Origin of the sequence: Kitasatospora sp. SolWspMP-SS2h, from assembly GCF_003259315.1 — a bacterium.
Classification (GTDB): domain Bacteria; phylum Actinomycetota; class Actinomycetes; order Streptomycetales; family Streptomycetaceae; genus Kitasatospora; species Kitasatospora fiedleri.
The window spans coordinates 102,750-126,198 of the sequence record NZ_QLLT01000006.1; the positions used below are offsets into that span (position 1 = coordinate 102,750).

Below are 23,449 nucleotides of genomic sequence, written 5' to 3' on the forward strand. Positions count from 1 at the left end.
CGGGCTGGGCTGGACCGGGCCGGGTGCCGCGCTCAGGCGTCGAGCGCCCGCTCCAGGCCGGGCGCGTCCAGGAACGCGGTGTGGGTGCCCGCGACGGTGCAGGTGTACGCCCCGGCCACCGCGCCGGCCCGCATGCACTCCTCCACCGGGCGGCCCGCCAGCCGCCGGTGCAGGAAGCCGGCGACGAAGGCGTCGCCCGCGCCGTTGCTGTCCACGACCGGGGCGCCCGGGTCGACCGCCGGGAAGTGCCGGGGCGCGGCGTCCTCCTGGGTCAGCAGGAAGGCGCCGTCCGCGCCCGCGGTGGCCACCACCAGCTCGGCCCGGCCCCGGGCCAGCACCGCGCGCATCACCGCCTCCGGACGGCCCCCGAGGCGGGCCGCGGAGAGGAACACCAGGTCCGAGCGGAGGGCGTAGTGCAGGTGGTGCTCGTCGGCGCCGTCCCAGGCGTGCAGGTCGGTGGAGCTGCTGCGGCCCAGCCGCTCGATGTCCGGGTACATGTCCCGGTTGACGCCGGTGATCGACAGGTGGACGTGCGCCGAGCGCTCCAGCAGCGGCAGCCAGAACGCGCGCGGCAGCCGGGCGTCCGCCGGGTGCCGGCCGTCGTAGAAGGAGAACCGCAGGCCGTCCCGGTCGACCAGGTTGACGCTGCGCGGGGTGCCGGCCGGGGCGGGCAGGTGGCTGAAGTCCAGGCCGCGGCGGGCGTACTCGGCCAGCACCAGGGCGCCCTGCGGGTCGTCGCCGAGGAAGTCGGCGAACTTGGTGCGCAGGCCGAGCGCCAGGCAGGCCAGGGCCACGCCGTTGCCGGTGTGCGCCGGGTAGTCCAGCACCGGGGGGACGGCCAGCGAGTCGCGGCCCGGCGGGACCTCCAGCCGGTCCACCCGCACGATGGTGTCCACGCCGACGCCACCGACGATCAGGATGTCGTAGTCGATCATCCGGCGATGGTGGCAGCCCGGGACCCGCACTGCAAGGAATTTCAGAAACTTGCAGGGGGTGGTCCGGGGCGGGCCGGGACAAGACCGGGGGGCCGGGACAGGACCGGGGGAGGGCCGGGGCAGTACCGGGGAGGGCCGGGTCAGGGGCGGTCGGCCGGGGTGAGGTCGTCCAGCAGGTCCTGCTCGTAGGCGATGCCCGGGCGCACCGGGTACTGCGGGCCGACCTGCCCGGCCGGCAGCACCACCGTGGTCGGCGCCTCCCGCTGCCGGGTCGAGCGCCACAGCCGGTACGCCGACAGCACCGTGCACGCCACCAGCAGCAGGTTGCGGGCGGCCAGCACCAGCACGCCGTCCAGCTCGCTGTGGTTCACCGAGCCGAACATCACCGGGAACTCCAGGGTGGTCAGCGCCGCCGCCACCAGCACCGGCACCGCCACCGGGCGCTGGCTGCTGCCGCGCACCGTCAGGCAGACCGCGACCAGGCCGACCACCCAGATCAGGTACTGCGGGCTGATCACCCGGCTGGTCGTGACGAAGATCAGCAGCGCGCACAGCGCCGCGTCGAAGGTGGTCGCCGCCGTCCAGCGGGCCGCCCGCAGCCGCCACACCAGCAGCCAGCCGAAGCCCAGCACCGACAGCCCGACCATCACCTTGGAGATCACCGGCACCCACGGCCCGAGGAACTCCGTCGAGCCGTAGTTCATCGTGACGGTGCCGTGCCACGACCCCGCCAGCCGGGCGAAGTGCAGCGGCAGCGCGCCCACCGACTCGATCTCGATGCCGCGCTCCGACTGGAACTTCAGGAACTCGAACGCCCCGTTCATGCCCGCCGTCAGCAGGAACCCCAGCGCCGCCGCGAACGCCACCGCCGAGGTCCACGCCCGCCGGGTCCGCCGCCCGCGCGGCGAGCCGATCAGCGCCAGCAGCGGCCACACCTTCAACAGGCCGCCCAGGCCCAGCAGCACCCCGCTCAGCGCCGGGCGCCGCAGCATCACCAGCAGGCCGGCCACCGCCAGCGCCGTCACGATGATGTCGTACCGGCAGTACGCCGTCGGCCCCAGCAGCGGCACGCCCACCACCCAGTACCAGCCGCCCAGGTAGCTGCCGCCCCGGCGGACGCCCGCCCGCATCAGCAGCGCCATCGCGGCCGCGTCCACCACCCCGCAGATCACGAAGAACGACACCAGGTACGACCAGGGCAGCAGCCCCGGCAGCAGGATCACCAGCGCCGCACCCGGCGGGTACTGCCAGGTCACGTCGTCCAGCGGGAAGGTGCCGGTGCGCAGCACCTCGTACCAGCTGTGGTAGATCACCGAGATGTCGGAGCTCACGTCGCCGATCTTCAGCACGTTGACAGCCATCAGGACGACCAGCACCCTGGTCGCCACCCAGCCGCCGGCCAGCGCCCACAGCGGACGGCGGCTCGGCGCGGCAACGGCCGGGGATGCCGGCGCCGACGGCTCCGCGCCACCGGGCCTCTCGGCCTGGGCTGACTCCACTGCGCTCCTTCAGGTCGTCGCGTGCACGCCGGAACACCGGGCGGACGGGGCCCCACCGGAAGGACCGCCGACCGGCCCGAACGGTTGCGGCGGCGCTCCCGACGTCACCGAACCGTGTCCGGACCGCCCGGGCGGCGGGCGGCTCCGGTCCGGTGCCGTTCCGGCCCCCGTCCGCCGGACCGGCGGTGCGGTCGGCGGTGCGGTGGCCGGGGCGGCCGGCGGCGCGGCCCGCGTTCCCGGTGGACGGGCACGGTGACCTATCGTACGGACCACTCACAGGTAGTCCGAGCACCCCCCGACCGAGCGAGCCGCGGCATGCACAAGACCCTCATCGTCACCAACGACTTCCCGCCCAGGCCCGGCGGAATCCAGGCGTTCGTGCACAACATGGCCGTCCGGCAGCCCGCCGGGTCGGTCGTGGTGTACGCCTCCACCTGGCGGGACGGCCGGGAGGCCGCCGAGTTCGACGCCCGGCAGCCCTTCCCGGTGATCCGGGACCGGACGAGGATGATGGTCCCGACACCGCGGGTGGCCCGCCGCGCCGCCGAGATCCTCCGGGCGGAGGGCTGCGCCTCGGTCTGGTTCGGCGCCGCCGCCCCGCTCGGCCTGATGGCCCCCGCGCTGCGCCGGGCCGGTGCCGGACGGCTGCTCGGCATGACCCACGGGCACGAGGCCGCCTGGGCCCAACTCCCGGTCTCCGCCCAGCTGCTGCGCCGGATCGGGGCCGGGACGGACGTGCTGACCTACCTCGGCGAGTACACTCGCGCCCGGATCGCCCGGGCGGTCGGCCCGGCCGCCGCCCGCCGGATGGTCCAACTGCCGCCCGGCGTCGACGAGTCCACCTTCCGGCCGGACTCCGGCGGGGACGCGGTGCGGGCCCGGCTCGGGCTCAGCGACCGGCCGGTGGTGGTCTGCGTGTCGCGGCTGGTGCCGCGCAAGGGCCAGGACACGCTGATCCGGGCCCTGCCGCGGGTGCTGGCCGCCCAGCCCGACGCGGTGCTGCTGATCGTCGGCGGCGGGCCGTACCGGGCCGAGCTGGAGAAGCTCGTCGACACGGTGGGCGTCCGCTCCTCGGTGGTCTTCACCGGCGCGGTGCCCTGGGAGGAACTGCCCGCGCACTACGGGGCCGGCGACGTCTTCGCCATGCCCTGCCGCACCCGCCGGGGCGGCCTGGACGTCGAGGGCCTGGGCATCGTCTACCTGGAGGCGTCCGCGACCGGACTGCCGGTGGTCGCCGGGGACTCGGGCGGGGCGCCGGACGCAGTCCGCGAGGGCGAGACCGGGTACGTGGTGCCGGGCGTGGGCGGTGAGGCGCTGCTCGCGGAACGGCTGGTGCGGCTGCTGGGCGACGAGGGGCTGCGCCGCGAGCTGGGCGAGGCCGGGCGCGCGTGGGTGCACGCGGCCTGGCGCTGGGACATGCTCGCGGAGCGGCTCACGGGGCTGCTGTCGCCCGAGCGGTAGGCCGGCGGGACGGGAGGCGGGCCCGGCCGCGCGGTTCCCCGCGCCCCCGGGCCCGTCTCACCTGGCCGTCTCACCTGGTGTAGAGCGCCTCGACCTCGGCGGCGAAGTCCTTGAGGACGACGTTGCGCTTGAGCTTGAGGGAGGGCGTGAGGTGGCCGCCGGCCTCGGTGAAGGTGGTGGTGAGGAGGCGGAACTTCTTCACCGCCTCGGCGTGCGAGACGGCCTGGTTGCCGTCGTCGATCGCGGCCTGGACGGCGGCGAGCAGGTCGGGGTCGTCGCGGAGCTGTTCGACGGTGGCGTCGGCGGGCTTGCCGTTGAGGGCCTTCCAGCGCGGGAAGAACTCGTCGTCCACGGTGACCAGGCAGGCGATGAAGGGCCTGCGGTCGCCGACCACCATGACCTCGCCGACGATCGCGTGGGCGCGGATCCGGTCCTCGATCACCGCGGGGGCGACGTTCTTGCCGCCGGCGGTGACGATGATCTCCTTCTTGCGGCCGGTGATGGTCAGGTAGCCCTCGTCGTCCAGCGAGCCGAGGTCGCCGGTGGCGAACCAGCCGTCCCGCAGGGCGTCGGCGGTGGCGGCGGGGTTGTTCCAGTAGCCGGTGAAGACCTGCGGGCCCTTGAGCAGGACCTCGCCGTCCTCGGCGATCCGGACCGCGGAGCCGGGCAGCGGCTGGCCGACGGTGCCGATCTTCGGCTTGTCGTGCGGGTTGAAGGCGGTCGCGGCGCAGGACTCGGTGAGGCCGTAGCCCTCCAGGACGACGAAGCCGATGCCGCGGTAGAAGTGGCCGAGCCGCTCGCCGAGCGGGGCGCCGCCGGAGATGGCGTACCGGCAGCGCCCGCCGAGGGCGCTGCGGAGCTTGCGGTAGACCAGCCGGTCGAAGACCGCGTGCCGCAGGCGCAGGCCGAGCGGGGGGCGGCCGGTGTCGAGGGCGCGGCTGTAGGCGACGGCGGTGTCGGCGGCGCGGTCGAAGATCCCGCCCTTGCCGTCGGACTGGGCCTTGGCGCGGGCGGTGTTGTAGACCTTCTCGAAGACCCGGGGGACGCCGAGGATCAGGGTCGGCTTGAAGGAGCCGAGCTCCTCGGTGACGTTCTTGACGTCGGAGACGTGGCCGAGCTTGACCGGGGCGATGGCGGCGGCGATCTCGGCGATCCGGCCGAGCACGTGGGCCAGCGGCAGGAACAGCAGGACGGAGGACTCGCCGGTGCGGAACAGCTCGGGCATCCGGGCGGTGACGTTGCCCAGTTCGGCGAGGAAGTTGCCGTGGGTGAGCTGGCAGCCCTTGGGGCGGCCGGTGGTGCCGGAGGTGTAGACGATGGTGGCGATCGAGTCCGGCCCGGCCAGCGCCCGGCGTTCGGCGATCACCGCGTCGTCCACGCCGGCGCCGGCCAGGGTCAGGGCCGCGATGCCGCCCCGCTCGATCTGCCAGGTGTGCGCCAGCCCGGGCAGGGCGCCGCGGACGTCGTCGACCACGGCGGCGTGCTGGTCGGTCTCGGTGACGACGGCGAGGGCGCCGGAGTCGCCGAGGATCCACTGCACCTGCTCGGCGGAGGAGGTCTCGTACACCGGGACGGTGATCGCGCCGGCGGTCCAGATCGCGAAGTCGAGCAGCGTCCACTCGTAGCGGGTGCGGGACATCACGGCGACCCGGTCGCCGGGGGCGACGCCGGTGGCGACCAGGCCCTTGGCGACGGCGTGCACCTCGGCGAGGAACTGGGCGGCGGTGAGGTCCTGCCACTGCCCGGCGGACTTGCGGCTGAGCACAGCGACGCCCGGGTGCCGCTCCGCGTTCTGGTGGACCAGGTCGGCGAGGTTGCCGTCGCTCGGTACCTGGTAGCGGGCCGGAAGGCTGAACTCGTCGAGCAAGACTGCTCCTCGTCTGCGACGCTGCGGGACGACTGGACGTTACTGCCGGGTAGGCGGATTCGGCCAGGGGGGTCGGCCCGGGTGTTCCGATCGTCACACCGCAGGTCGGAAGGGCGGGTGGACCGAACCGAACCCTACGGCAGCGCGGAGGTGACCCGCCGGTAGGTGCCCGCGCGGGAAGCGGGCGGCCCCGCCCGCGATAGCCTCTGCTGGGCGCACAGCAGCACAGGGAGATCGCGGAGGCCGCAATGGCGGAGCACACCAGGTCGAGCATTGTCATCGACGCCACCCCGGCCGAGGTCATGGCGGTGATCGCCGACTTCGCCGCCTACCCGGAGTGGACCGGCGAGGTGAAGGAGATCGACGTCCTGGAGACCGGCCCCGACGGCCGCGCCGCCAAGGTGCGGCTGCTGCTGGACGCCGGCGCGATCCGCGACGAGCACACCCTGGCCTACACCTGGGACGGCGACCGCGAGGTCGGCTGGACGCTGGTCAGCAGCCAGATGCTGCGCGCCCTGGACGGCTCGTACGCGCTCGCCGCCGCCGACAAGGGCACCGAGGTCACCTACCAGCTGGCCGTGGACGTCAAGATCCCGATGCTCGGCATGATCAAGCGCAAGGCCGAGAAGGTCATCATCGACCGGGCCCTGGCCGGCCTGAAGAAGCGCGTCGAGGGCTGATCCGGCTCGTGGCCACCCGCACCGTACTGGTCACCGGCCCGGAGTCCGCCCGGATCGCCGCCGCCACCGCCCTGCACCACGCCCGGCGGGGCAGCGACACCCTGCTGCTGGCCGCCGACGACCCGCACCGCACCGCCGACGACCTGCTCGGCGTCCGGCTCGGCCCCGAGCCCGTCGAGCTGGAACCGCACCTGGCCGCCGCCCGGCTCGACGAGCAGGCCGCCTTCCGGACCGCCCTCGACGGCTACCGCGACCGGCTCGCCCCCGCGCTCGACCTGATCGGCGCCCAGCCGCTCGACCCCGACGAACTCGCCCCGCTGCCCGGCACCCGGGCCCTCGCCCTGCTGCGCGCCCTGCCCCGGGCCAAGGCCGAGGTGCTGGTGGTCGCCGCCCCGCCGCCCGCCGAACTGATCGCCACCCTCGCGCTGCCCGCCCAACTGGAGCGCTACCTGGCCCGGCTGCTGCCCGAGCAGCGCCAGGCCGCCCGCGCGCTGCGCCCGCTGCTGGCCAACCTGGCCGGCGTCCCGATGCCCACCGACCGGCTGTTCGAGGCCCGGGCCGCCGCCTCCGCCGCGCTCGCCGAGGCCGCCGCCGCGATCACCGCCCCCGGCACCACCGTCCGCCTGGTGCTGGACGCCGCCCGGCCCGCCCCCCGGGCGCTGGCCCGGATCAGGGCCGGGCTGGCCCTGCACGGCCTGCCGCTGGACGCCGTCGTCGCGCACGGCGCGCTGCCCGCCGCCGCGCTCGGCTCCGCGGACCCCTGGCTGGCCGCCACGGCCGCCCGGCAGGACGAGCAACTGGCCGCTGTCGCCGAGCAGTTGGGCGAAGTCCCGGTGCTGGTCGCCCGGCAGCCCGACGGCGGCCCGGAGGCGCTGGCCGAACGGCTCTACGCCGCCGGCGCCCCCCGGCCGCCCGCCCCCGCCGACCCGCGGGTCGAGGACCGGCTGGCCGCCGAGAACCGGCTGCTCTGGCACCTGCCGCTGCCCGGCGCCGACCGGGGCGACCTGGAACTGCTGCGCCGCGGCGACGAGTTGGTGCTCGGCGTCGGAGGTTACCGGCGGGTCCTGGCACTCCCGTCCGCCCTGCGCCGTTGCACGGTCAGCGGGGCCGGGCTGGCGGACGGGGTGCTGTCGGTGCGGTTCACGCCCGATCCCGCGCTGTGGCCGCGGGGCTAGCCGGTACCGAGGGACGAGGAGTGGCGCGGTGAGCACGGAACAGCAGGACCAGGAGCAGGGCCAGGACCCGGGCCAGGAGCAGGACCCGGGCCAGGAGCAGGAGCAGGAGCAGGGCCGGGAGCGGGAGCAGGGCCAGGAGCGGCCCGGCGGCGCGGGGGAGTTCGCGCCGCTGGTGGAGGAGGTGCGGAAGTTCGCCACCGCACTGGGCGGCAAGGCCGTGGAGTTCGGCGGCCGGCTGCGCGAGTCGAACCCCGAGGTGTACGGCCACCTCGCCGCCGCCGGCGGGGAGTTGCTGGCCGCCTACCGGGCCGCCGTGGCCGGGCACGAACGGAGCTGGTCCGCGCCCCAACACGCCGGGACCGAACGGGTGGACCTGGACGGGGCCGCCGAAGCCCCCGACAAGTAGTTAAGGCGGCCGAATGGCATTGTCACGCTAGGGTGGCAATGCATTACCGAACGGTACCGTTGGTATGACTTCTGAAGGCACCATGACCAATGGGTCGGGAATTGCCTTCGAATAATGTACGCCAGGCTGTATACGTGGGTACCCCTCAGCGGGTACGGTTCCGCTGAGCGGGAACGAGTGAATAGCTGAGGGACACATGGCTCTGACCATCGGCGTGGACGTCGGCGGTACCAAGATCGCAGCAGGCGTGGTCGACGAGTCCGGCGAGATTCTGGCCAAGACCCGGGTGCCCACCCCGGCCGACCCCCAGTGGGCGGTCGACGCCATCGCCCAGGGCGTACGGGAGTTGAAGGACCAGTTTCCCGACGTCGCGGCGGTCGGCGTCGGCGCCCCCGGCTTCGTCAACCGGGACCGCTCCACCGTCCTGATGGCGCCCAACATCGCCTGGGAGAACGAGCCCCTCAAGCAGCGCGTCGAGGAACTCACCGGCCTGGAGACCGTCGTCGAGAACGACGCCAACTGCGCCGCCTGGGCCGAGTTCCGGTTCGGCGCCGCCGCCGAGTACGAGGACATGGTCCTGATCACCGTCGGCACCGGCATCGGCGGCGGCATCGTCCTCGACGGTCGGCTGCACCGCGGCCGGTTCGGCGTGGCCGGCGAGATCGGCCACCTGAACATGGTCCCCGACGGCCTGGAGTGCGGCTGCGGCGGCCACGGCTGCTGGGAGCAGTACGGCTCCGGGCGGGCGCTGCGCCGCTACGGCCGCGAGCGCGCCGCCGCCGACCCGATCGCCGGCAAGCGGATGCTCGAACTCAACGACGGCGTCGCCGAGACCATCCGCGGCATCCACATCACCGAGGCCGCCGAGGAGGGCGACGCGCTGGCGCTGTCCTGCTACGCCGAGCTCGCCGACTGGCTCGGCCGCGGCATGGCCGACCTCGCCGCGCTGTTCGACCCGGGCGTCTTCGTCCTCGGCGGCGGCGTCTCCGACTCCGGCAACCTGCTGCTCGACCCGGTCGCGGCGAGCTTCGGGACGTACCTGACCGGCGGCCCGGCCCGGCCCCGCGCCAACGTGGTGCTGGCGTCGATGGGTTCGGCCGCGGGCATCGCCGGCGCGGCCGACCTGGCCCGGATCTGACGCGCGGGCGCACCGCGCGGAGAAGCGGAGAACAGGGGCGCGGGGCCGGGCACGCGGCGGCGGGTGAACGCCGCGCACCCGGCCCCGCGCCCCTGCTCGCGCACCGCCGCCCGCCCGTCCCCGGGCCCCTCCCCGCGCGCCCGGTTTTTCGCGCTGCGCGCGCCCGGCGCCTGTTACTGTCGGTCAGGTGACGGACACTGAGGCTGGGTTGGCGTCCTCCGGGGTGGAGCCGGACGGGGCGCGGCGGGTGCGGGTGCTGAGCTACAACGTGCGGTCGCTGCGGGACGACCGGGCCGCGGTGGCCCGGGTGATCCGGGCCTGCGAGCCGGACGTGGTGTGCGTGCAGGAGTCGCCCCGCTACTGGAAGACCGAGAAGGCGGCGGCCTGGCTCGCCCACCGGACCGGGACGGTGATCCTGGCCGGCGGCGGACGGGTGGCGGCCGGACCGCTGCTGCTGGGGAACCTGCGGGTCGACCTGCTGGAGCTGCGGGACGCGCTGCTGCCGAAGACCCGCGGGCTGCACGCCCGCGGCTTCGCCAGTGCGCTGCTGCGGATCGGCGGCAGCCGCCCGTTCTCGGTGACCAGCTGCCACCTGAGCCTCGAACCGGCCGAGCGGCTGCGGCAGTTCGCCCTGCTGCGGGCCCAACTCCGCCCCGGCGAACCGGGCGTGATCGCCGGAGACTTCAACGAGCCCCCGGAAGGGCCGGGTTGGCGCGCCCTCGCGGCGGAACTCACCGACGCGCACGCCAAGGCCCCCTGGGGCGGGACGTACACCTCGGTGCCCAAGCAGCCCTACCAGCGGATCGACGGGGTGTTCGCCACCCCGGACGTCGAGGTGCTGGGCTGCGGCGTGCCCTACCCGCTGCCGGGCGTCACGGAGGCGGACCTGCGGGCGGCCACCGACCACCTGCCGGTGCTCGCGACGCTGCGCATCCCCGCGCCGGAGCAGACCGCGCCGTAGCGAGCGAGCGAGCGAGCCGGCCGGGCGGGGCGCGGTGGGCGGGGCCGGGCGGTCGTCCGGCCCCGGGCGGCGCGGCCCGCTCAGACCACGGCGCCGCCGTTCGGGTCCTCCGGCTCGTCCTCGTCGCGGTCCTTCATCCGGGCCACCAGGGTGCCGAAGCCGCCCAGGAAGGACAGGATGCCGACCCAGGCGGGCCAGCCGGAGACCTCGCGCCAGACCACCGCGTCGAACAGCAGCAGCGCCGGCCCGCCCAGCACCGCCAGCCAGGCGAACTTGGCGGTGGTGTCGGCGGCGGGCAGCGGCGGGGGCTCCGGCGGCACGAAGTGGCCCTCGTCCTCGTCCTCGGCCGGCGTGTAGTCGCGCGGTCCGTCCCCCGGCCGGGGGACCGGGCGCGGCGTGAAGTCGCCCAGGCCGCCGTTGCTGGTGGTGGGGGCGGTCGGGCCCCGCCGCCCCCGCTCCCGCTCGTCCTGCGCCCGCAGGTTCTCCACCTCGGGCCAGGCCGGATCGGTGAGGTCGACCGGATCGTCGAACTGGGCGACCAGCGCGGCGAAGATCGCGTCCTGCTCGGCCTGGCTGCCCGCGGCGGGGCGGCGCGGAGCCGGTTCGGGCCCGGCCCCGACGGCCCCGGCGGCCTCCGACCCGGCGGTCTCCGGCCCGGCCGCCTGGGAGTCCTCGCGGGGCAGGTCCTCGTCGTCGTTCGCCTTGCTGGTCTCGTTCACATTCGGCCTTTCAGCCCGAGTGGTTCCCGGCATCGACCGCCGCTGCCGGGGCCAGCCGCCGGACGAAGTCGAGGCTCGCCCCGAAGATCAGACCGGCGTCGTGGTCCAGCGTGGCCACGTGGAAGCTGCGGTCGAGCAGCAGCTCCGTCACATCGGTCGAGGATATCCGGGCGAGCACCATGGCCGAGTTGCGCGGCGAGACCACGTGGTCCTGCGGACTGTGCATCAGCAGAACCGGCTGGGTCACCGCCGGCATTCCCGCCCGGGCGCTCTCCCACAGCCGGGCCAGCGACCAGGCGGCGTGCAGCGGGACGCGGTCGTAGCCGACCTCGGCGGCGCCCGGCAGGGCGATGTCGCCGGCCACGCCGGGCCGCGAGGGGACCAGGTGGCGCAGGACCGGGAGAAGTACCGTCGCGGGGTTGTCGGAACGCACCGAGGGGTTGACGAGCACCAGTCCGGAGATCCGCCCGCCGTGCTTCGCGGCGAGCTTCAGGGCCAGCGAACCGCCCATCGACAGCGCGCAGACGAAGACCTGCTCGCAGTCGGCCGCCAGTTCCTCGAAGGCCGTCTCGACGGTGGCGTACCAGTCCTCCCAGCGGGTCGGCTGGAGGTCCTGCCAGCGGGTGCCGTGGCCCGGCAGCAGCGGGACGGAGACGGCCAGGCCCGCCTCGGCCAGGTGTTCGGCCCAGGGGCGCATGGACTGCGGGGAACCGGTGAAACCGTGGACCAGCAGCACACCGACCGGACCGCCCGCTCGGCGGTACGGCTCGGCTCCCGGTAGCAGCGGCATGCAGGACTCCTGGAGGTGCGGGCAGGGTGAGGGTGGCTCGATCGTCCCACGGGCGGGATGCGCCGTACAGGGGCCCGGTGCGGGGACCGGCGGTCCGCCGGTGCACCGGGCGGGAGACGGGGGCATTAGGATCGTCCGGTCCGCACCACAGGAGGCCCCGGTTGTTCTACCGACTGATGAAGATGATCGTCGCGCCGCTGCTGCGGATCTTCTTCCGGCCGTGGATGGAGGGCGAGGAGAACATTCCGGACGAGGGCCCGGCCATCCTCGCCAGCAACCACCTGTCGTTCTCCGACTCGTTCTTCCTGCCGGCGCTGCTCAAGCGCCGGGTGACCTTCATCGCGAAGGCCGAGTACTTCACCACGCCCGGCCTCAAGGGCCGGCTGACCGCCGCGTTCTTCAAGGGCGTCGGCCAGCTGCCGGTGGACCGCTCGGGCGCCCGCGGCGCGGGCGAGGCGGCGATCCGCAGCGGCATCGCGGTGATCGAGCGGGGCGAGGTCTTCGGCGTCTACCCGGAGGGCACCCGCTCGCCCGACGGCAAGCTGTACCGCGGCAAGGTCGGCGGCCTGGCCCGGGTCGCGCTGGCCACCGGCGCGCCGGTGATCCCGGTCGCGATGATCGACACCGAGAAGGTGCAGCCGCCCGGCCAGGTGGTCCCCAACTTCGGCGTCCGGCCCGGCATCCGGATCGGCCGCCCGCTGGACTTCTCGCGCTACCGGGGCATGGAGAACGACCGGTTCATCCTGCGCTCGGTCACCGACGAGGTGATGTACGAGATCATGCGGCTCTCCGGCCAGGAGTACGTGGACATCTACGCGACCGCCGCCAAGCGGCAGCTCGCCGAGGAGAAGAAGGCCGCGGACGCCGACCGCAAGGCCCAGCAGAAGGCGGACGCGGAGGCCGGGGCCAGGGCGAAGTCGAAGGCCGACGCGGAGGCGGGGACGGAGGCGGGGGCCGACGGCGAGGCGGGCCCGGACGCGAAGCCGGACGACGCGAAGCCGGACGACGCGAAGCCGGACGACCCGGAGCCGGGCGACGCGAAGGACGACGGGGCCTGACGGCCCGTCACGAGGGGGGTTCGGGGTGAGCGAGGACCACAGACCCGTCGGACCCGTCGCCGGACCGCGCCGCGACCCGGCCCCGGTGCCGGTGCCGGTGCCGGCCGCGCCGGCCGGGGTGGCGGCGGCGGTGGCGGCCGGCGGGATGTCGGTGGAGCTGCCGCTCTGGCGCGCCATGGGGTACTTCCGGGTGCTCGCGCTGGCGTACGCGGTGCTGCGGTACCTCACCGCGTACCGGGAGTTCCTGCACCCGGTGTCCGGCTGGATCTTCCTGGGCGCGCTGAGCCTCTGGACGCTGGCCTCGATCCGGGCCTTCGCCGGGCCGCAGCGCTGCACCTGGCTCGTGCTCGGCACCGACCTGACCGCGGCCGTCACCGGCATCGTGATGAGCGGGTTCGTCGACACCCCGGCCCGGATCCACGCGGGCGCGCCGACCCTGCCGACCATCTGGGCGGCCGGCACCGTGCTGGGCTTCGCCGGCAAGGGCGGCTGGCGGGCCGCCGCGTTCGCCGGGGCGGTGATCGGCGCGGCCAACATCCTCGGCCACGGCGGGATCAGCCCCGACAACCTGCACAACATCGTGCTGCTGCTGCTCGCGGGCTGCGCCATCGGCTACGTGATCGAACTGGCCCGGGCCAGCGAGGCGGTGCTCACCCGGGCGCTCCAGGTGGAGGCCGCCACCCGGGAGCGCGAACGCCTCTCCCGCGACATCCACGACGGGGTGCTCCAGGTGCTCGCCCTGGTCCACCGCCAGCAGGGCGACGCCGCCGAGCTCGGCCGGCTGGCCGGCGAGCAGGAGCGCGCGCTGCGGGCCCTGATGGCCGGCGGGCGGCTGCCCGGCCAGCCCGAACCGGACGGCGAGCAGGACCTGCGCCCGCTGCTGGCCCGGCACGCCGACGAGCGGATCACCCTCGCCGCGCCCGCCACCCCCGTGCCGCTGCCCGCGGCCGTCGCCGCCGAACTGGCCGCCGCGGTGGCCGCCGCGCTCGACAACGTCCGGCGGCACGCCGGGGAGGCGGCCCGGGCGTGGATCCTGGTCGAGGACGAGCCGGACGCGGTCACCGTCTCGGTGCGCGACGACGGGCCGGGCTTCCCGGCCGGCCGGCTGGCCGAGGCGCAGCGCGACGGGCGGCTGGGCGTCGCGCAGTCGATCCGCGGCCGGATGCTGGACCTCGGCGGCAGCGCCGAGCTGTACGCGGTGCCCGGCCAGGGCGTCGAGGTGGAACTGCGGTGGCCGAGGAGGGGACATGACGGCTGATCAGCCGGTGCGGGTGATGGTGGTGGACGACCACCCGATGTGGCGCGACGGGGTCGCCCGGGACCTGGCGGAGGCCGGGTTCGCGGTGGTCGCCACCGCCGGGGACGGCGAGGAGGCGGTCCGCCGGGCCCGGGCCAGCGCCCCGCAGGTGGTGGTGCTGGACCTCAACCTGCCGTCGCTGTCCGGCGCGGAGGTGTGCCGCCGGGTGGTGGCCGCCGACCCGGCGGTGCGGGTGCTGGTGCTCTCCGCGAGCGGCGAGCACGGGGACGTGCTGGAGGCGGTGAAGTCCGGCGCCACCGGCTACTTGGTGAAGTCGGCCGGCCGCGAGGAGCTGCTCGACGCGGTCCGCCGCACCGCCGTCGGCGACCCGGTGTTCACCCCGGGCCTGGCCGGCCTGGTGCTCGGCGAGTTCCGCCGCCTGGCCACCGAGCCGGGCACCCCCGCCCGGCCCGCCGCCCCGCAGCTCACCCCGCGCGAGACCGAGGTGCTGCGGCTGGTCGCCAAGGGCCTGTCCTACCGCCAGATCGCCGACCGCCTGGTGCTCTCGCACCGCACCGTGCAGAACCACGTCCAGAACACCCTGGGCAAGCTCCAGCTGCACAACCGGGTCGAGCTGGTCCGGTACGCCATCGAGCAGGGCCTGGACGAGGAACTGGGCTGAGCGGCGGGCCGGTGCGCGCCGCCGCCGGGGCGAGCGGGCCGGGCCGCCGGGGCGCTCGGACCGGGCCGCCGGGGCGCTCGGACCGGGCAGCCGGGCAGCTGGGCGGCCGGGGCGCTCAGGCCGAGCAGCGGTCGCCGGCCGAGGTGGTGACCGGCTTGAAGGTGTCGCGCAGCTCCTTGTCGGTGAAGTCCGGGCCGAAGGCGAAGGAGCTGCGCAGGGCGTTCATCCAGTCCGGGTCCTGGAGGTAGTCGTTGATGGCCTCGCGGAGCAGCTCGCACGCCTTCCGGTGGCCCTTGGGCAGCACCATCATCAGGAACTGGGTCTTGCCGATGTGCGCATCCCGGGCGACCCGGTAGGCGCGCCGGCCGCCGGTGCCGGAGTTGGCGGCGACGCCCTGCAGGACCAGGTAGTCGGAGAGCACGGCGTCGGCGGTGTCGTCGTCGACCCGGGCCAGGCACTCCTTGAGGTCGGCGCCGGTGACGGTGACCCGGGGGCCGATGTCCTTGAGCTGGGCCTCGGCGGTGGTGCCGCCCGACACGCAGACCCGCAGCGGCTTGAGGTCGTCGGACTTGGCGACCGTCCGGGTGTCGTCGGCCTTGAGCAGGACGCCGAGCGGGGTCTGCAGGTAGGGCCCGGCCAGGTCGTAGTCCTGCTTGAGGCTGTCGCGCTCGGAGATGTCGGCGACCACCAGGTCGACCTTGTTGTGGTTGGCGGAGCCGTCGGTGAGGGCGTCCTCCCAGTTGGCGGTGGTCACCGTCAGCGAGGTGTAGTCGATCGCGCGGGAGCCGAGCACCCGCATGGTCAGGTGCGGCTCGAAGCCGTCGTAGACGCCCTTGTCGGTGAACTCGGACATGCCGGGCCGGTCGGTCTTGAAGCCGACCTTGACCGGCAGGTCGTCGAACGGCTTCGGGGTGTCGTCCGAGCAGCCGGACGCGGCGGTGGCGAGCAGGAGCAGGCCGGCCGCCAGGCGGACGGAGTGCGGGCTGTGCACGGGGTGCCTCCTAGCGGGTGAATTCGACGCGCTGGATGTCGATCTGCCGGTCGCAGCCGCTGCCGCCCTGTAGCTCCAGGATCAGGTGCAGGTTGGCGCGGCCGGAGGGCACGGGGAGGGAGACCTCGCTGCCCGGGGCGCCCCAGTCGCTCCGGCCGCCCTGGTCGGTGCTGAGCCGGGCTTCCAGGCCGACGCAGGTGCCGGTGTCCGGGTTCGGGTCGCTCAGCAGCAGGCGGGTCTTCAGCCGGGCGGCCCCCTCCGGGACGTCGATCACCGTGGCGACCTGCTCGTTCGGAGCGATCCGGGGCTTGACCCAGATGGTGTCCCGGCCCTCCAGCGGGGGCGGCCCGTCCGGCCGGAGCAGCGCGGTGCCCAGGGCGGCCGCCGCCAGCAGGGCCACGCCGGCGGCCAGCACCCGCGGCAGCCGCGGCCGGTCCGGTTTCGGCGCAGGCGGCTCCGGTTCGGGCAGCGGCGGCGGGCCGGTGCGGGACTTCTCCACCGCCTGCCGGGCGAACTGCGCCAGCAGCTGCTCCTGTTGGGCGGCGAGGTCCTCCAGCAGCAGGGTGGGGCTGCCGATCACCAGGGCGTGGGTGGCCAGTTCGACCAGCCGCCGACCGTCCGCCCGCACCGGCGTCACCGGCGGGAAGCACAGCACGCCCGCGATCACCACCAGGTCGGCCCGCTCGTGGACGGTCAGCCCGGGGGCGCCCTGGACCCGGGCCAGGAACGCCACCCAGTCGCCGCGCAGCTGCGCCCCGGTGACGCCGACCAGCCAGTCGTGCAGGTGCCCGATCGCGGCGGCCGGCTGCCCGTGCTCCTCGGCCAGGAACCGGGCGATCCGGGCGGCCGACACCGACAGCTCGTGGTGCTGCACCTGGACGGGGTACCCGACGGTCTCGGCCAGGTGCCGCTCCAGGTCCGGCAGGACGGGGGCGAGTTCGTGCCAGCCCGACAGGATGCGCTGCAGCATCTGCCGGGTCTCCCAGGTGCAGCGGTCCATCCTCACTCCTCCGGGCCGGGGTCGAGCAGGGCGCCGAGCTCGTCCAGGGCCCGGTGCGGGCCGCACAGTTCGCGGGCCCCGGCGAGCAGGGCGCGCAGCGCCCGGTCGGGGCTGCGGTGGTGCAGGCAGGCGCCGGCCACGGCGCGCAGGTGCAGGGCGGCCAGCGGGTGGTACGGGACTCTGATCTCCTCGCCGGGGCCCAGCCGTTCGCCGACCGCCTGGACCAGCTCCAGCCGGGCCGCCGGGTCCTGGAACAGCGCCGGGGTGCCGAGCAGCCGGGCGATCTCGCCGGCCGTCACCGCCGGGCGGGCCGCGGGCGCGGGGGCCGGGGCCAGCGCCGGGGGCAGCAGCGGCAGCAGCGCGGACAGCGGGGTGATCCAGCCGCCCGCCGGGCCGCCGCCGTCCGCGGTGGCCTTGACCACGCCGACCACCCGGCCCTGCCCGTCGACCGCCATGCTGCCGCTCAACCCGCGCGGGATCCAGCCCTGTTGGACCCGCAGCCCGAGGCCGGACGGCCCGGCGACGGCCAGCAGCGCCGACTCCGGGCCGACCTCGCCGGTCACCGGGTTGACCGCGAAGCCGTGCACCAGGACGGAGGTGTCGCCCGCCGGGTCGGCGGAGCCCAGCGGCACCGCCGGGGCGCCGGCCAGGCCGGGCGCGGTGAGCAGCGCGAGGTCCGGGGGCGGGTAGGCGGCGGCGCCGGGCGCGGGCTCGGGCGGGAACAGCCGGGCGGCGCGCACCGGGTGGGCGCCGGTGCCGTGCCGGGCGGTGAGCTCCGGGCGGCCGTGCACCACGTGCGCGCAGCTGACCAGCAGGCCCGCGCCGAGGTGGAAGCCGCTGCCGAGGAAGGCCCCGGCCGGGTCGGTGAGCCGTACCGCGGCGGCGGGTGCGGTGCGCGGGCTCACTCGGCGGGGCGGTCGTCCGGCCGCTGCCAGCTCAGCCGGACCACCAGGCTCGCCTCGCCGCTGGCCTCCGCCAGGACGCCGATCAGGCGGCCGGACTTCACCCCCAGGTTCAGGCCGAACTCCACCTCGAACCCGTCCGGGTCGCCCGCCTCGCGGGCCGTCTCGCGGGCCCACCGCCCGACCGCGCGCACCGTGCGCCGCACCTCGCCGAGGCTGTGGGTGACCGCGCTGGCGACCGCGCCCGCGTCCCCCGCGGCGGGCGCGGAGCCCGCCCGGACGGCGGCGTGCACGACGGTGCCGTCGTCCATGGTGATCTCGACGGTGCCGGGCCCGGACGAGTACGTCATGCATCCCCCAATTCATGACTGTGCGGCAGGTCATGAATACCAGTCGGGTTCGGCGAGATCCAGGCCTTTCCGGAAGCGAGACGGAAGCGGAACGGACGGCGCGGGCGGCCGGGCGCGGACGGACCGCCCGGGTCGGCCCGGCCGGTCCGTCCGCGCCCGGCGGGTTCAGCGGACGACGGCCGCGGTGGCGGGCAGCAGGTCGGCGACGATCCGCACGCCCTCCCGGGTGAGCACCGACTCGGGGTGGAACTGGAGCCCGGCGAAGCCCGGCCCGCGCAGCGCGTGCACGTCGCCGGTGCGGGCGTCCCGGGAGAGTTCGATCCCCTCGGCGGCCAGCCGGGCGGCCGTCGCGTCGTCGCAGCGGGCGGTGAAGGTGTTGTAGAAGCCGACGGTGCGGCGGGTGCCGAACAGGTCGATCCGCTCCTGGGCGCCCTGGTACGGGACGTCCTTGCGGACCAGCGGCAGCCCGAGCCGGGCGGAGAGCAGCTGGTGGCCGAGGCAGACCGCGAGCAGCGGCGCGGTGCGGGTCCCGGTGCGGGCGGCGGTCAGCGCATCGGCGACGACCGGGCGCAGCAGCGCCATCTTCGGGTCGGCGGGGTCGGCCGGGTCGCCGGGGCCGGGGCCGAGCAGCAGCGGGCCGGGGTGGGCGGCGGCCCGTTCGCGCAGGCCGGGGGCGTCGTAGCGGAGCACGGTGACGGTGTGGCCGAGCGAGCGCAGCAGGTGGGCGAGCATCGCGGTGAAGGTGTCCTCGCCGTCGACGATCAGGGTGTCGGCGCCGGGCAGCGGTGTGGCGGGCCGCTGCATCCGCAGCCAGAACGGGGCCAGGCCGGCCCGGCGGGCGTCCAGGGCGGCCTGCACCCGGTGGTCCTCGCCGAGCCGGGGCCGGGCGGCGGACTGCCGGGCGGAGCGGGCCGGGCGGGCGCCGAGCGCGGAGAGCACGCCGGCCGCCTTGGCGTGGGTCTCGGCGACCTCGGAGTGCGGGTCGGAGTGCCGGACCAGGGTGGCGCCGACCCGGACCACCAGCGAGCCGTCGGCGGGGTCGATGTCGGCGGTCCGGATGCAGATCGGCGAGTCCAATTGCTGGCCGCCGCTGGCGGAGCGGCCGATCAGGGCGAGCGCGCCGGAGTAGTAGCCGCGTCCGCCGCGCTCGTAGCGGTCGATCACCCGGGTGGCGTTCTGCACCGGGCTGCCGGTAACGGTGGCGGCGAACATGGTCTCCCGCAGCACCTCGCGGACGTCCAGCGAGGTGCGGCCGCGCAGCTCGTACTCGGTGTGCGCGAGGTGCGCCATCTCCTTCAGGCGCGGGCCGAGCACCTGCCCGCCGAGGTCGCCGACCGCGCACATCATCTTCAGCTCCTCGTCGACCACCATGGTGAGCTCCTCCAGCTCCTTGGGGTCGTGCAGGAACTCCAGCAGCGACCCGGCGGTCGGGCCGCCGGCCGGGTAGCGGTAGGTGCCGGAGATCGGGTTCATCACCACGGTGCCGCCGGACTGCCGGACGTGGACCTCGGGGGAGGCGCCGACCAGCACCCGGTCGCCGGTGTGCACCAGGAAGGTCCAGTAGGCGCCGCGCTCGTGCTCCAGCAGCCGCCGCAGCAGGGTGAGCGCGGTGGCGGTGGAGTACCCGGCCAGTTCGGCCCGGAAGTCGCGCCGGATCACGAAGTTGGCGCCCTCGCCGCGCCCGATCTCGTCCCGGACCACCCGGCGGACGATCTCCGCGTACTCCTCGTCGTCGACGTCGAACTCCCCGCCGCGCAGCTCGACCGGGGCGTCGGGCAGCGCGGCCAGCACCTCGGCCAGCGGCAGCGCGTACTGCTCGGCGACGGACAGCGCCCGCAGCGGGGTGCCGTCCTGGCGGGCGGCGAAGCCGCGTTCGCGGATCTGCGCGTAGGGGACGAGGGCGAGCAGGTCGTGCCGCGGGCCGTCCGCGGGGACGCCGGCGGGGACCGGCAGGTCGGCCAGCGCCGGGTGGTCGGAGACCTCGCCGATCAGCAGCTCGACGGTGTCCGGGGCGAGCCGGGGGGCGCGGCGGTGCAGCAGGGCGAAGGCCGGGGCGCCGGGGGCGGTGAGCCGGGCGAGCAGGTCGGCGGCGGTGGGGGTCACGGCTGCGGGTTTCCTTCCGGGAGGTGGCTGCGGGGTTCCGCCGCCTCCGGGAGGCCGTGACGCTGCACACACGCGCCGACGGCCGCCCCGGAGGGCGGCCGTCGTTCGTCGCTAGGGACGCGCGATCAGTGGGCCGCCCAACGGGCTGGCCCACCACCAGGAGAAGGTGTGCGTCGCGGTCACGGAGCAGACCCTAGCCCACCGGAGGGCGGCGCGGGAGGAGGCCGCGGAGTCGTCCACGACCCGTCTCACCCAGCGGGCGGCGGCACCGATCCGCTCGCGCCACCCCGTAGCCTTGCCCTGTGACCGTGACTAACCACACCTGGCAGTCCCTGCCCGCGGCGCAGCAGCCTGAATGGCCGGACCAAGAGGCTCTGCGCAAGACCCTTGCGGAGCTCGCCTCCTATCCGCCCCTCGTCTTCGCCGGCGAGTGCGACCAGCTGCGCGCCCGGCTCGCGGCCGTCGCGCGTGGTGAGGCGTTCCTGCTCCAGGGCGGCGACTGCGCCGAGGCGTTCGACGCCGTGTCGGCCGACCAGATCCGGAACAAGCTGAAGACCCTGCTGCAGATGGCGGCGGTGCTCACCTACGCGGCGTCCGTGCCGGTGGTGAAGGTCGGCCGGATCGCCGGCCAGTACTCCAAGCCCCGCTCGAAGAGCACCGAGACCCGCGACGGCGTGACCCTGCCGACCTACCGCGGCGACTCGGTGAACGGCTTCGAGTTCACCGCCGAGGCCCGCGTCCCGGACCCGGAGCGCCTCAAGCGGATGTACAACGCCTCCGCGGCGACGCTCAACCTGGTGCGCGCCTTCACCACCGGCGGCTACGCCGACCTGCGCCAGGTGCACGCCTGGAACCAGGACTTCGTGCGCAACTCCCCGGCGGGGCAGCGCTACGAGCAGCTGGCCCGGGAGATCGACCAGGCGCTGGCCTTCATGAACGCCTGCGGGGTGGCCCCGGAGGAGTTCAAGACGGTCGAGTTCTTCTCCTCGCACGAGGCGCTGATCCTGGACTACGAGACGGCGCTGACCCGCACCGACTCGCGCACCGGCGAGCTGTACGACGTCTCCGGCCACATGGTGTGGATCGGCGAGCGCACCCGGCAGCTCGACCACGCGCACATCGAGTTCGCGTCGAAGATCCGCAACCCGATCGGCGTCAAGCTCGGCCCGACCACCACGGTGGACGAGGCGCTGACCCTGATCGACCGGCTCGACCCGGAGCGCGAGCCCGGCCGGCTCACCTTCATCACCCGGATGGGCGCGGGCAAGATCCGCGACCACCTGCCCGCCCTGGTGGAGAAGGTCACCGCGTCCGGCGCCCAGGTGGTGTGGATCACCGACCCGATGCACGGCAACACCTTCGAGGCCTCCAGCGGCCACAAGACCCGCAAGTTCGACGACGTGCTGGACGAGGTCCGGGGCTTCTTCGAGGTGCACCGCGCGCTGGGCACCCACCCGGGCGGCATCCACGTGGAGCTGACCGGCGACGACGTCACCGAGTGCGTCGGCGGCGGCGACGAGGTGCTGGTCGACGACCTGCACCAGCGCTACGAGACGGCCTGCGACCCGCGGCTGAACCGCAGCCAGTCGCTGGACCTGGCGTTCCTGGTCGCCGAGATGTACCGCGGCCAGTAGGACCGGCGGGCACCGGGCCCCCCGGGGCCGGTGTGACGAAGGCCCCTCCGCTTTCGGGTGATCCGAGGCGGAGGGGCCTTCTTCGTACCCGGAGTGCCAGGTAAGGTAAGCCTCAGCAAACCGCACCAATCGTGGAAGGGGCCGCACATGTACGTGTGCATGTGCCACGCGGTCACCGAGGCCCAGGTCCGGCAGAAGATCGACGAGGGGGCCAGCACCCCGCGCCAGATAGCCCAGGGCTGCAAGGCCGGCACCGACTGCGGTTCCTGCGTGCGGCGCATCCAGGCGCTGCTCGGCGAGCACGGCGCCCGCCCCTGCCCCACCGCCCGGCTGGCCGAGCGCCTCGGCCTGGCCGACCCGGCCGCCGCGGCCCCCGGCGCCGCCCCGAGCCGGGCGCCGAAGGCCGCCTAGCGGCCGGGCCGTCCCGGTTCAGCTGCTCTCGGGCTGCTCGATCAGCTGCGCGATGTAGAGCGCCTCGCCGAGCTTGTCCAGCAGCTCCAGCTGGGTGTCCAGGTAGTCGATGTGGTGCTCCTCGTCGGCGAGGATGTCCTCGAAGATGTTCGCCGAGGTGACGTCGTTCTTGGCGCGCATCACCACGATCCCGCGGCGCAGCCGGTCGATCGCCTCGACCTCGACCTGCCGGTCGGCCTCGAACATCTCCTTGACGGTCTGCCCGATCCGGACGTGGAACAGCCGCTGGTAGTTCGGCAGGCCGTCCAGGAAGAGGATCCGGTCGGTCAGGATCTCGGCGTGCTTCATCTCGTCGAAGGACTCGTGCCGGGTGTACTTGGCGAGCTTGGTCCAGCCGAAGTTCTCCTGCATCTTCGCGTGCAGGAAGTACTGGTTGATGGCGGTGAGTTCGGCCGTCAACTGCTCGTTGAGGAACTCGATGACCTCGGGGTCGCCCTGCATGGCCTGCCTTCCTGTCCGCATTCCGGTCGGTGTCCGGATGCCCCGCATCGTGGCAGTTGAACGGGTGCACTTCCAGTAAGTTCACGCTTACAGCCGCCGCGCCGACGGGTTTTCCCGCCCGCCCCGCACCGCGCTGAGCTGCGGCGACGCCGGACGGATTGGGCCGTTCGGCGGTATCCGGCCCGAACGCGTGCGCGGATTCCGGGTTTCGCGCCCCCCTCCGGCGGGGCGCATTTCCCGGGGGCGCGCGACGGGGGCGCGCGCGATTCGCCGCCCGCCGTCTGTCACCATGGGGGCATGGGCCAGCACCAGCCGGAACCGCAGCCGCCGACTGACCCGAGGCTCCCCCCGGGCCAGCGCCCGCAGCGCGGCTGGCCCGTCCTGCACTACGGGCCGGTGCCCCGGTTCAAGCCGCTGAGCTGGGACTTCCAGGTGTTCGGCGCCACCGCCGACGCGGAGAAGGCCGGGTGGGACTTCGCGGCCTTCCACGCCCTGCCCAAGACCACCGTCCGCGGCGACCTGCACTGCGTCACCAAGTTCTCGATGCTCGGCAACACCTGGACCGGCGTCGCCGCGAAGACCGTGCTCGACCTCGTCCCGCCCGACCCGACCGTCACCCACGTGATGGTCTGGGCCGAGTACGGCTACAGCGCCAACCTGCGGCTCGCCGACTTCGCCGACCCGGCCACCGTCTTCGCCACCCACCACGACGGCCGCCCGCTCACCCTCGAACACGGCTTCCCGGTCCGCCTGGTGGTGCCCCACCTGTACGCCTGGAAGGGCCCCAAGTGGGTGCGCGCCGTCGAGTACATGCGGGCCGACCGGCGCGGCTTCTGGGAGGAGCGCGGCTACCACAACCTGGCCGACCCGTGGCGCGAGCAGCGCTACTCCTACCAGGAGCGGCCCGGGGAGGGCCCGCTGCGCTGAGCGGGCCCCGCACCCGGGACGG

General features: G+C 74.8%; 23 protein-coding genes. 12 read left to right on the plus strand and 11 right to left on the minus strand.

Annotated elements, in window-relative coordinates:
- Positions 1 to 32 precede the first annotated feature (32 nt).
- Positions 33 to 935, minus strand: a complete 903-nt coding sequence (locus tag K353_RS09330; protein WP_111553111.1) for a carbohydrate kinase family protein — start codon at positions 933 to 935, stop codon at positions 33 to 35.
- A 140-nt stretch (positions 936 to 1,075) separates the two neighbouring features.
- Positions 1,076 to 2,434 (minus strand): glycosyltransferase family 87 protein, encoded by a 1,359-nt coding sequence (locus K353_RS09335; RefSeq protein WP_111553112.1) that lies wholly within the window; start codon positions 2,432 to 2,434, stop codon positions 1,076 to 1,078.
- Positions 2,435 to 2,749: 315 nt separating this feature from the next.
- Between K353_RS09335 and K353_RS09340 the strand changes: the two genes are divergently transcribed.
- Complete coding sequence (locus tag K353_RS09340) at positions 2,750 to 3,895, plus strand: glycosyltransferase family 4 protein (protein WP_111553113.1); 1,146 nt, start codon at positions 2,750 to 2,752, stop codon at positions 3,893 to 3,895.
- A 70-nt stretch (positions 3,896 to 3,965) separates the two neighbouring features.
- Here the strand turns inward: K353_RS09340 and K353_RS09345 are convergent, their stop codons facing one another.
- Positions 3,966 to 5,762: a long-chain fatty acid--CoA ligase gene (locus tag K353_RS09345; RefSeq protein WP_111553114.1), complete on the minus strand. Its 1,797-nt coding sequence runs from the start codon at positions 5,760 to 5,762 to the stop codon at positions 3,966 to 3,968.
- A 248-nt stretch (positions 5,763 to 6,010) separates the two neighbouring features.
- Between K353_RS09345 and K353_RS09350 the strand changes: the two genes are divergently transcribed.
- The 5 genes from K353_RS09350 (at position 6,011) to K353_RS09370 (ending at position 10,122) form a co-directional block, all read left to right on the plus strand.
- Positions 6,011 to 6,442, plus strand: a complete 432-nt coding sequence (locus K353_RS09350; RefSeq protein WP_111553115.1) for an SRPBCC family protein — start codon at positions 6,011 to 6,013, stop codon at positions 6,440 to 6,442.
- 8 nt (positions 6,443 to 6,450) lie between these two features.
- Positions 6,451 to 7,617 (plus strand): ArsA family ATPase, encoded by a 1,167-nt coding sequence (locus tag K353_RS09355; RefSeq protein ID WP_111553116.1) that lies wholly within the window; start codon positions 6,451 to 6,453, stop codon positions 7,615 to 7,617.
- Between the two features lie 28 nt (positions 7,618 to 7,645).
- A complete protein-coding gene (locus K353_RS09360; protein ID WP_111553117.1) occupies positions 7,646 to 8,023 on the plus strand; it encodes a DUF5304 family protein in 378 nt (125 codons plus the stop codon).
- A 196-nt stretch (positions 8,024 to 8,219) separates the two neighbouring features.
- Positions 8,220 to 9,161, plus strand: coding sequence for an ROK family glucokinase (locus tag K353_RS09365; RefSeq protein ID WP_111553118.1), 942 nt, complete (start codon positions 8,220 to 8,222; stop codon positions 9,159 to 9,161).
- A 187-nt stretch (positions 9,162 to 9,348) separates the two neighbouring features.
- A complete protein-coding gene (locus K353_RS09370) occupies positions 9,349 to 10,122 on the plus strand; it encodes an endonuclease/exonuclease/phosphatase family protein (RefSeq protein WP_111553119.1) in 774 nt (257 codons plus the stop codon).
- 80 nt (positions 10,123 to 10,202) lie between these two features.
- Here K353_RS09370 and K353_RS09375 read toward each other — a convergent pair whose 3' ends face one another.
- Positions 10,203 to 10,841, minus strand: a complete 639-nt coding sequence (locus tag K353_RS09375) for a hypothetical protein (protein WP_233533469.1) — start codon at positions 10,839 to 10,841, stop codon at positions 10,203 to 10,205.
- A 10-nt stretch (positions 10,842 to 10,851) separates the two neighbouring features.
- Positions 10,852 to 11,631, minus strand: coding sequence for a carboxylesterase (locus K353_RS09380; protein WP_111553120.1), 780 nt, complete (start codon positions 11,629 to 11,631; stop codon positions 10,852 to 10,854).
- 176 nt (positions 11,632 to 11,807) lie between these two features.
- Between K353_RS09380 and K353_RS09385 the strand changes: the two genes are divergently transcribed.
- From K353_RS09385 to K353_RS09395, 3 genes are all read left to right on the plus strand, one after another.
- Positions 11,808 to 12,689: a lysophospholipid acyltransferase family protein gene (locus K353_RS09385; RefSeq protein ID WP_233533483.1), complete on the plus strand. Its 882-nt coding sequence runs from the start codon at positions 11,808 to 11,810 to the stop codon at positions 12,687 to 12,689.
- Positions 12,690 to 12,834: 145 nt separating this feature from the next.
- Positions 12,835 to 13,947, plus strand: coding sequence for a MacS family sensor histidine kinase (gene macS / locus K353_RS09390; protein WP_111553242.1), 1,113 nt, complete (start codon positions 12,835 to 12,837; stop codon positions 13,945 to 13,947).
- Entirely contained in the window at positions 13,937 to 14,608 is a 672-nt protein-coding gene (locus tag K353_RS09395; RefSeq protein WP_100835829.1) for a response regulator transcription factor, read from the plus strand. The genes macS and K353_RS09395 overlap by 11 nt, the downstream gene beginning before the upstream one ends.
- Before the next feature lie 115 nt (positions 14,609 to 14,723).
- Here the strand turns inward: K353_RS09395 and K353_RS09400 are convergent, their stop codons facing one another.
- From K353_RS09400 to K353_RS09415, 5 genes are all read right to left on the minus strand, one after another.
- On the minus strand, positions 14,724 to 15,599 hold the full coding sequence (locus K353_RS09400) for a transporter substrate-binding domain-containing protein (RefSeq protein WP_111553121.1): 876 nt from the start codon (positions 15,597 to 15,599) through the stop codon (positions 14,724 to 14,726).
- A gap of 10 nt (positions 15,600 to 15,609) precedes the next feature.
- Complete coding sequence (locus K353_RS09405) at positions 15,610 to 16,599, minus strand: hypothetical protein (RefSeq protein WP_111553122.1); 990 nt, start codon at positions 16,597 to 16,599, stop codon at positions 15,610 to 15,612.
- A 2-nt stretch (positions 16,600 to 16,601) separates the two neighbouring features.
- Positions 16,602 to 17,504, minus strand: a complete 903-nt coding sequence (locus K353_RS09410; protein WP_158585376.1) for a trypsin-like peptidase domain-containing protein — start codon at positions 17,502 to 17,504, stop codon at positions 16,602 to 16,604.
- Positions 17,501 to 17,851 carry a CU044_2847 family protein gene (locus K353_RS34285; protein ID WP_158585377.1) on the minus strand — a complete coding sequence of 117 codons (351 nt, stop codon included), beginning with the start codon at positions 17,849 to 17,851 and terminating at the stop codon, positions 17,501 to 17,503. The genes K353_RS09410 and K353_RS34285 overlap by 4 nt, the downstream gene beginning before the upstream one ends.
- A 165-nt stretch (positions 17,852 to 18,016) precedes the next feature.
- Positions 18,017 to 19,954, minus strand: coding sequence for an anthranilate synthase family protein (locus tag K353_RS09415; RefSeq protein WP_111553124.1), 1,938 nt, complete (start codon positions 19,952 to 19,954; stop codon positions 18,017 to 18,019).
- A gap of 302 nt (positions 19,955 to 20,256) precedes the next feature.
- On the opposite strand from K353_RS09415, the gene K353_RS09420 reads away from it, so the two are divergent.
- Positions 20,257 to 21,588 carry a class II 3-deoxy-7-phosphoheptulonate synthase gene (locus tag K353_RS09420; RefSeq protein WP_100835824.1) on the plus strand — a complete coding sequence of 444 codons (1,332 nt, stop codon included), beginning with the start codon at positions 20,257 to 20,259 and terminating at the stop codon, positions 21,586 to 21,588.
- 147 nt (positions 21,589 to 21,735) lie between these two features.
- Positions 21,736 to 21,999, plus strand: coding sequence for a bacterioferritin-associated ferredoxin (locus tag K353_RS09425; protein WP_100835823.1), 264 nt, complete (start codon positions 21,736 to 21,738; stop codon positions 21,997 to 21,999).
- A gap of 18 nt (positions 22,000 to 22,017) precedes the next feature.
- Here the strand turns inward: K353_RS09425 and bfr are convergent, their stop codons facing one another.
- On the minus strand, positions 22,018 to 22,500 hold the full coding sequence (bfr, locus tag K353_RS09430; RefSeq protein WP_100835822.1) for a bacterioferritin: 483 nt from the start codon (positions 22,498 to 22,500) through the stop codon (positions 22,018 to 22,020).
- Positions 22,501 to 22,797: 297 nt separating this feature from the next.
- Between bfr and K353_RS09435 the strand changes: the two genes are divergently transcribed.
- Entirely contained in the window at positions 22,798 to 23,427 is a 630-nt protein-coding gene (locus K353_RS09435; protein ID WP_111553125.1) for a sulfite oxidase-like oxidoreductase, read from the plus strand.
- Positions 23,428 to 23,449 lie beyond the last annotated feature (22 nt).

Coding starts and splice junctions, on each gene's coding strand:
- K353_RS09350 (WP_111553115.1), top strand. CDS start 6,011: ATGGCGGAGCACACCAGGTCGAGCATTGTCATCGACGCCACCCCGGCC.
- macS (WP_111553242.1), top strand. CDS start 12,835: ATGTCGGTGGAGCTGCCGCTCTGGCGCGCCATGGGGTACTTCCGGGTG.
- K353_RS09380 (WP_111553120.1), bottom strand. CDS start 11,631: ATGCCGCTGCTACCGGGAGCCGAGCCGTACCGCCGAGCGGGCGGTCCG.
- K353_RS09405 (WP_111553122.1), bottom strand. CDS start 16,599: ATGGACCGCTGCACCTGGGAGACCCGGCAGATGCTGCAGCGCATCCTG.
- K353_RS09330 (WP_111553111.1), bottom strand. CDS start 935: ATGATCGACTACGACATCCTGATCGTCGGTGGCGTCGGCGTGGACACC.
- K353_RS09435 (WP_111553125.1), top strand. CDS start 22,798: ATGGGCCAGCACCAGCCGGAACCGCAGCCGCCGACTGACCCGAGGCTC.
- K353_RS34285 (WP_158585377.1), bottom strand. CDS start 17,851: ATGACGTACTCGTCCGGGCCCGGCACCGTCGAGATCACCATGGACGAC.
- K353_RS09425 (WP_100835823.1), top strand. CDS start 21,736: ATGTACGTGTGCATGTGCCACGCGGTCACCGAGGCCCAGGTCCGGCAG.
- K353_RS09340 (WP_111553113.1), top strand. CDS start 2,750: ATGCACAAGACCCTCATCGTCACCAACGACTTCCCGCCCAGGCCCGGC.
- K353_RS09385 (WP_233533483.1), top strand. CDS start 11,808: ATGAAGATGATCGTCGCGCCGCTGCTGCGGATCTTCTTCCGGCCGTGG.
- bfr (WP_100835822.1), bottom strand. CDS start 22,500: ATGCAGGGCGACCCCGAGGTCATCGAGTTCCTCAACGAGCAGTTGACG.
- K353_RS09365 (WP_111553118.1), top strand. CDS start 8,220: ATGGCTCTGACCATCGGCGTGGACGTCGGCGGTACCAAGATCGCAGCA.
- K353_RS09395 (WP_100835829.1), top strand. CDS start 13,937: ATGACGGCTGATCAGCCGGTGCGGGTGATGGTGGTGGACGACCACCCG.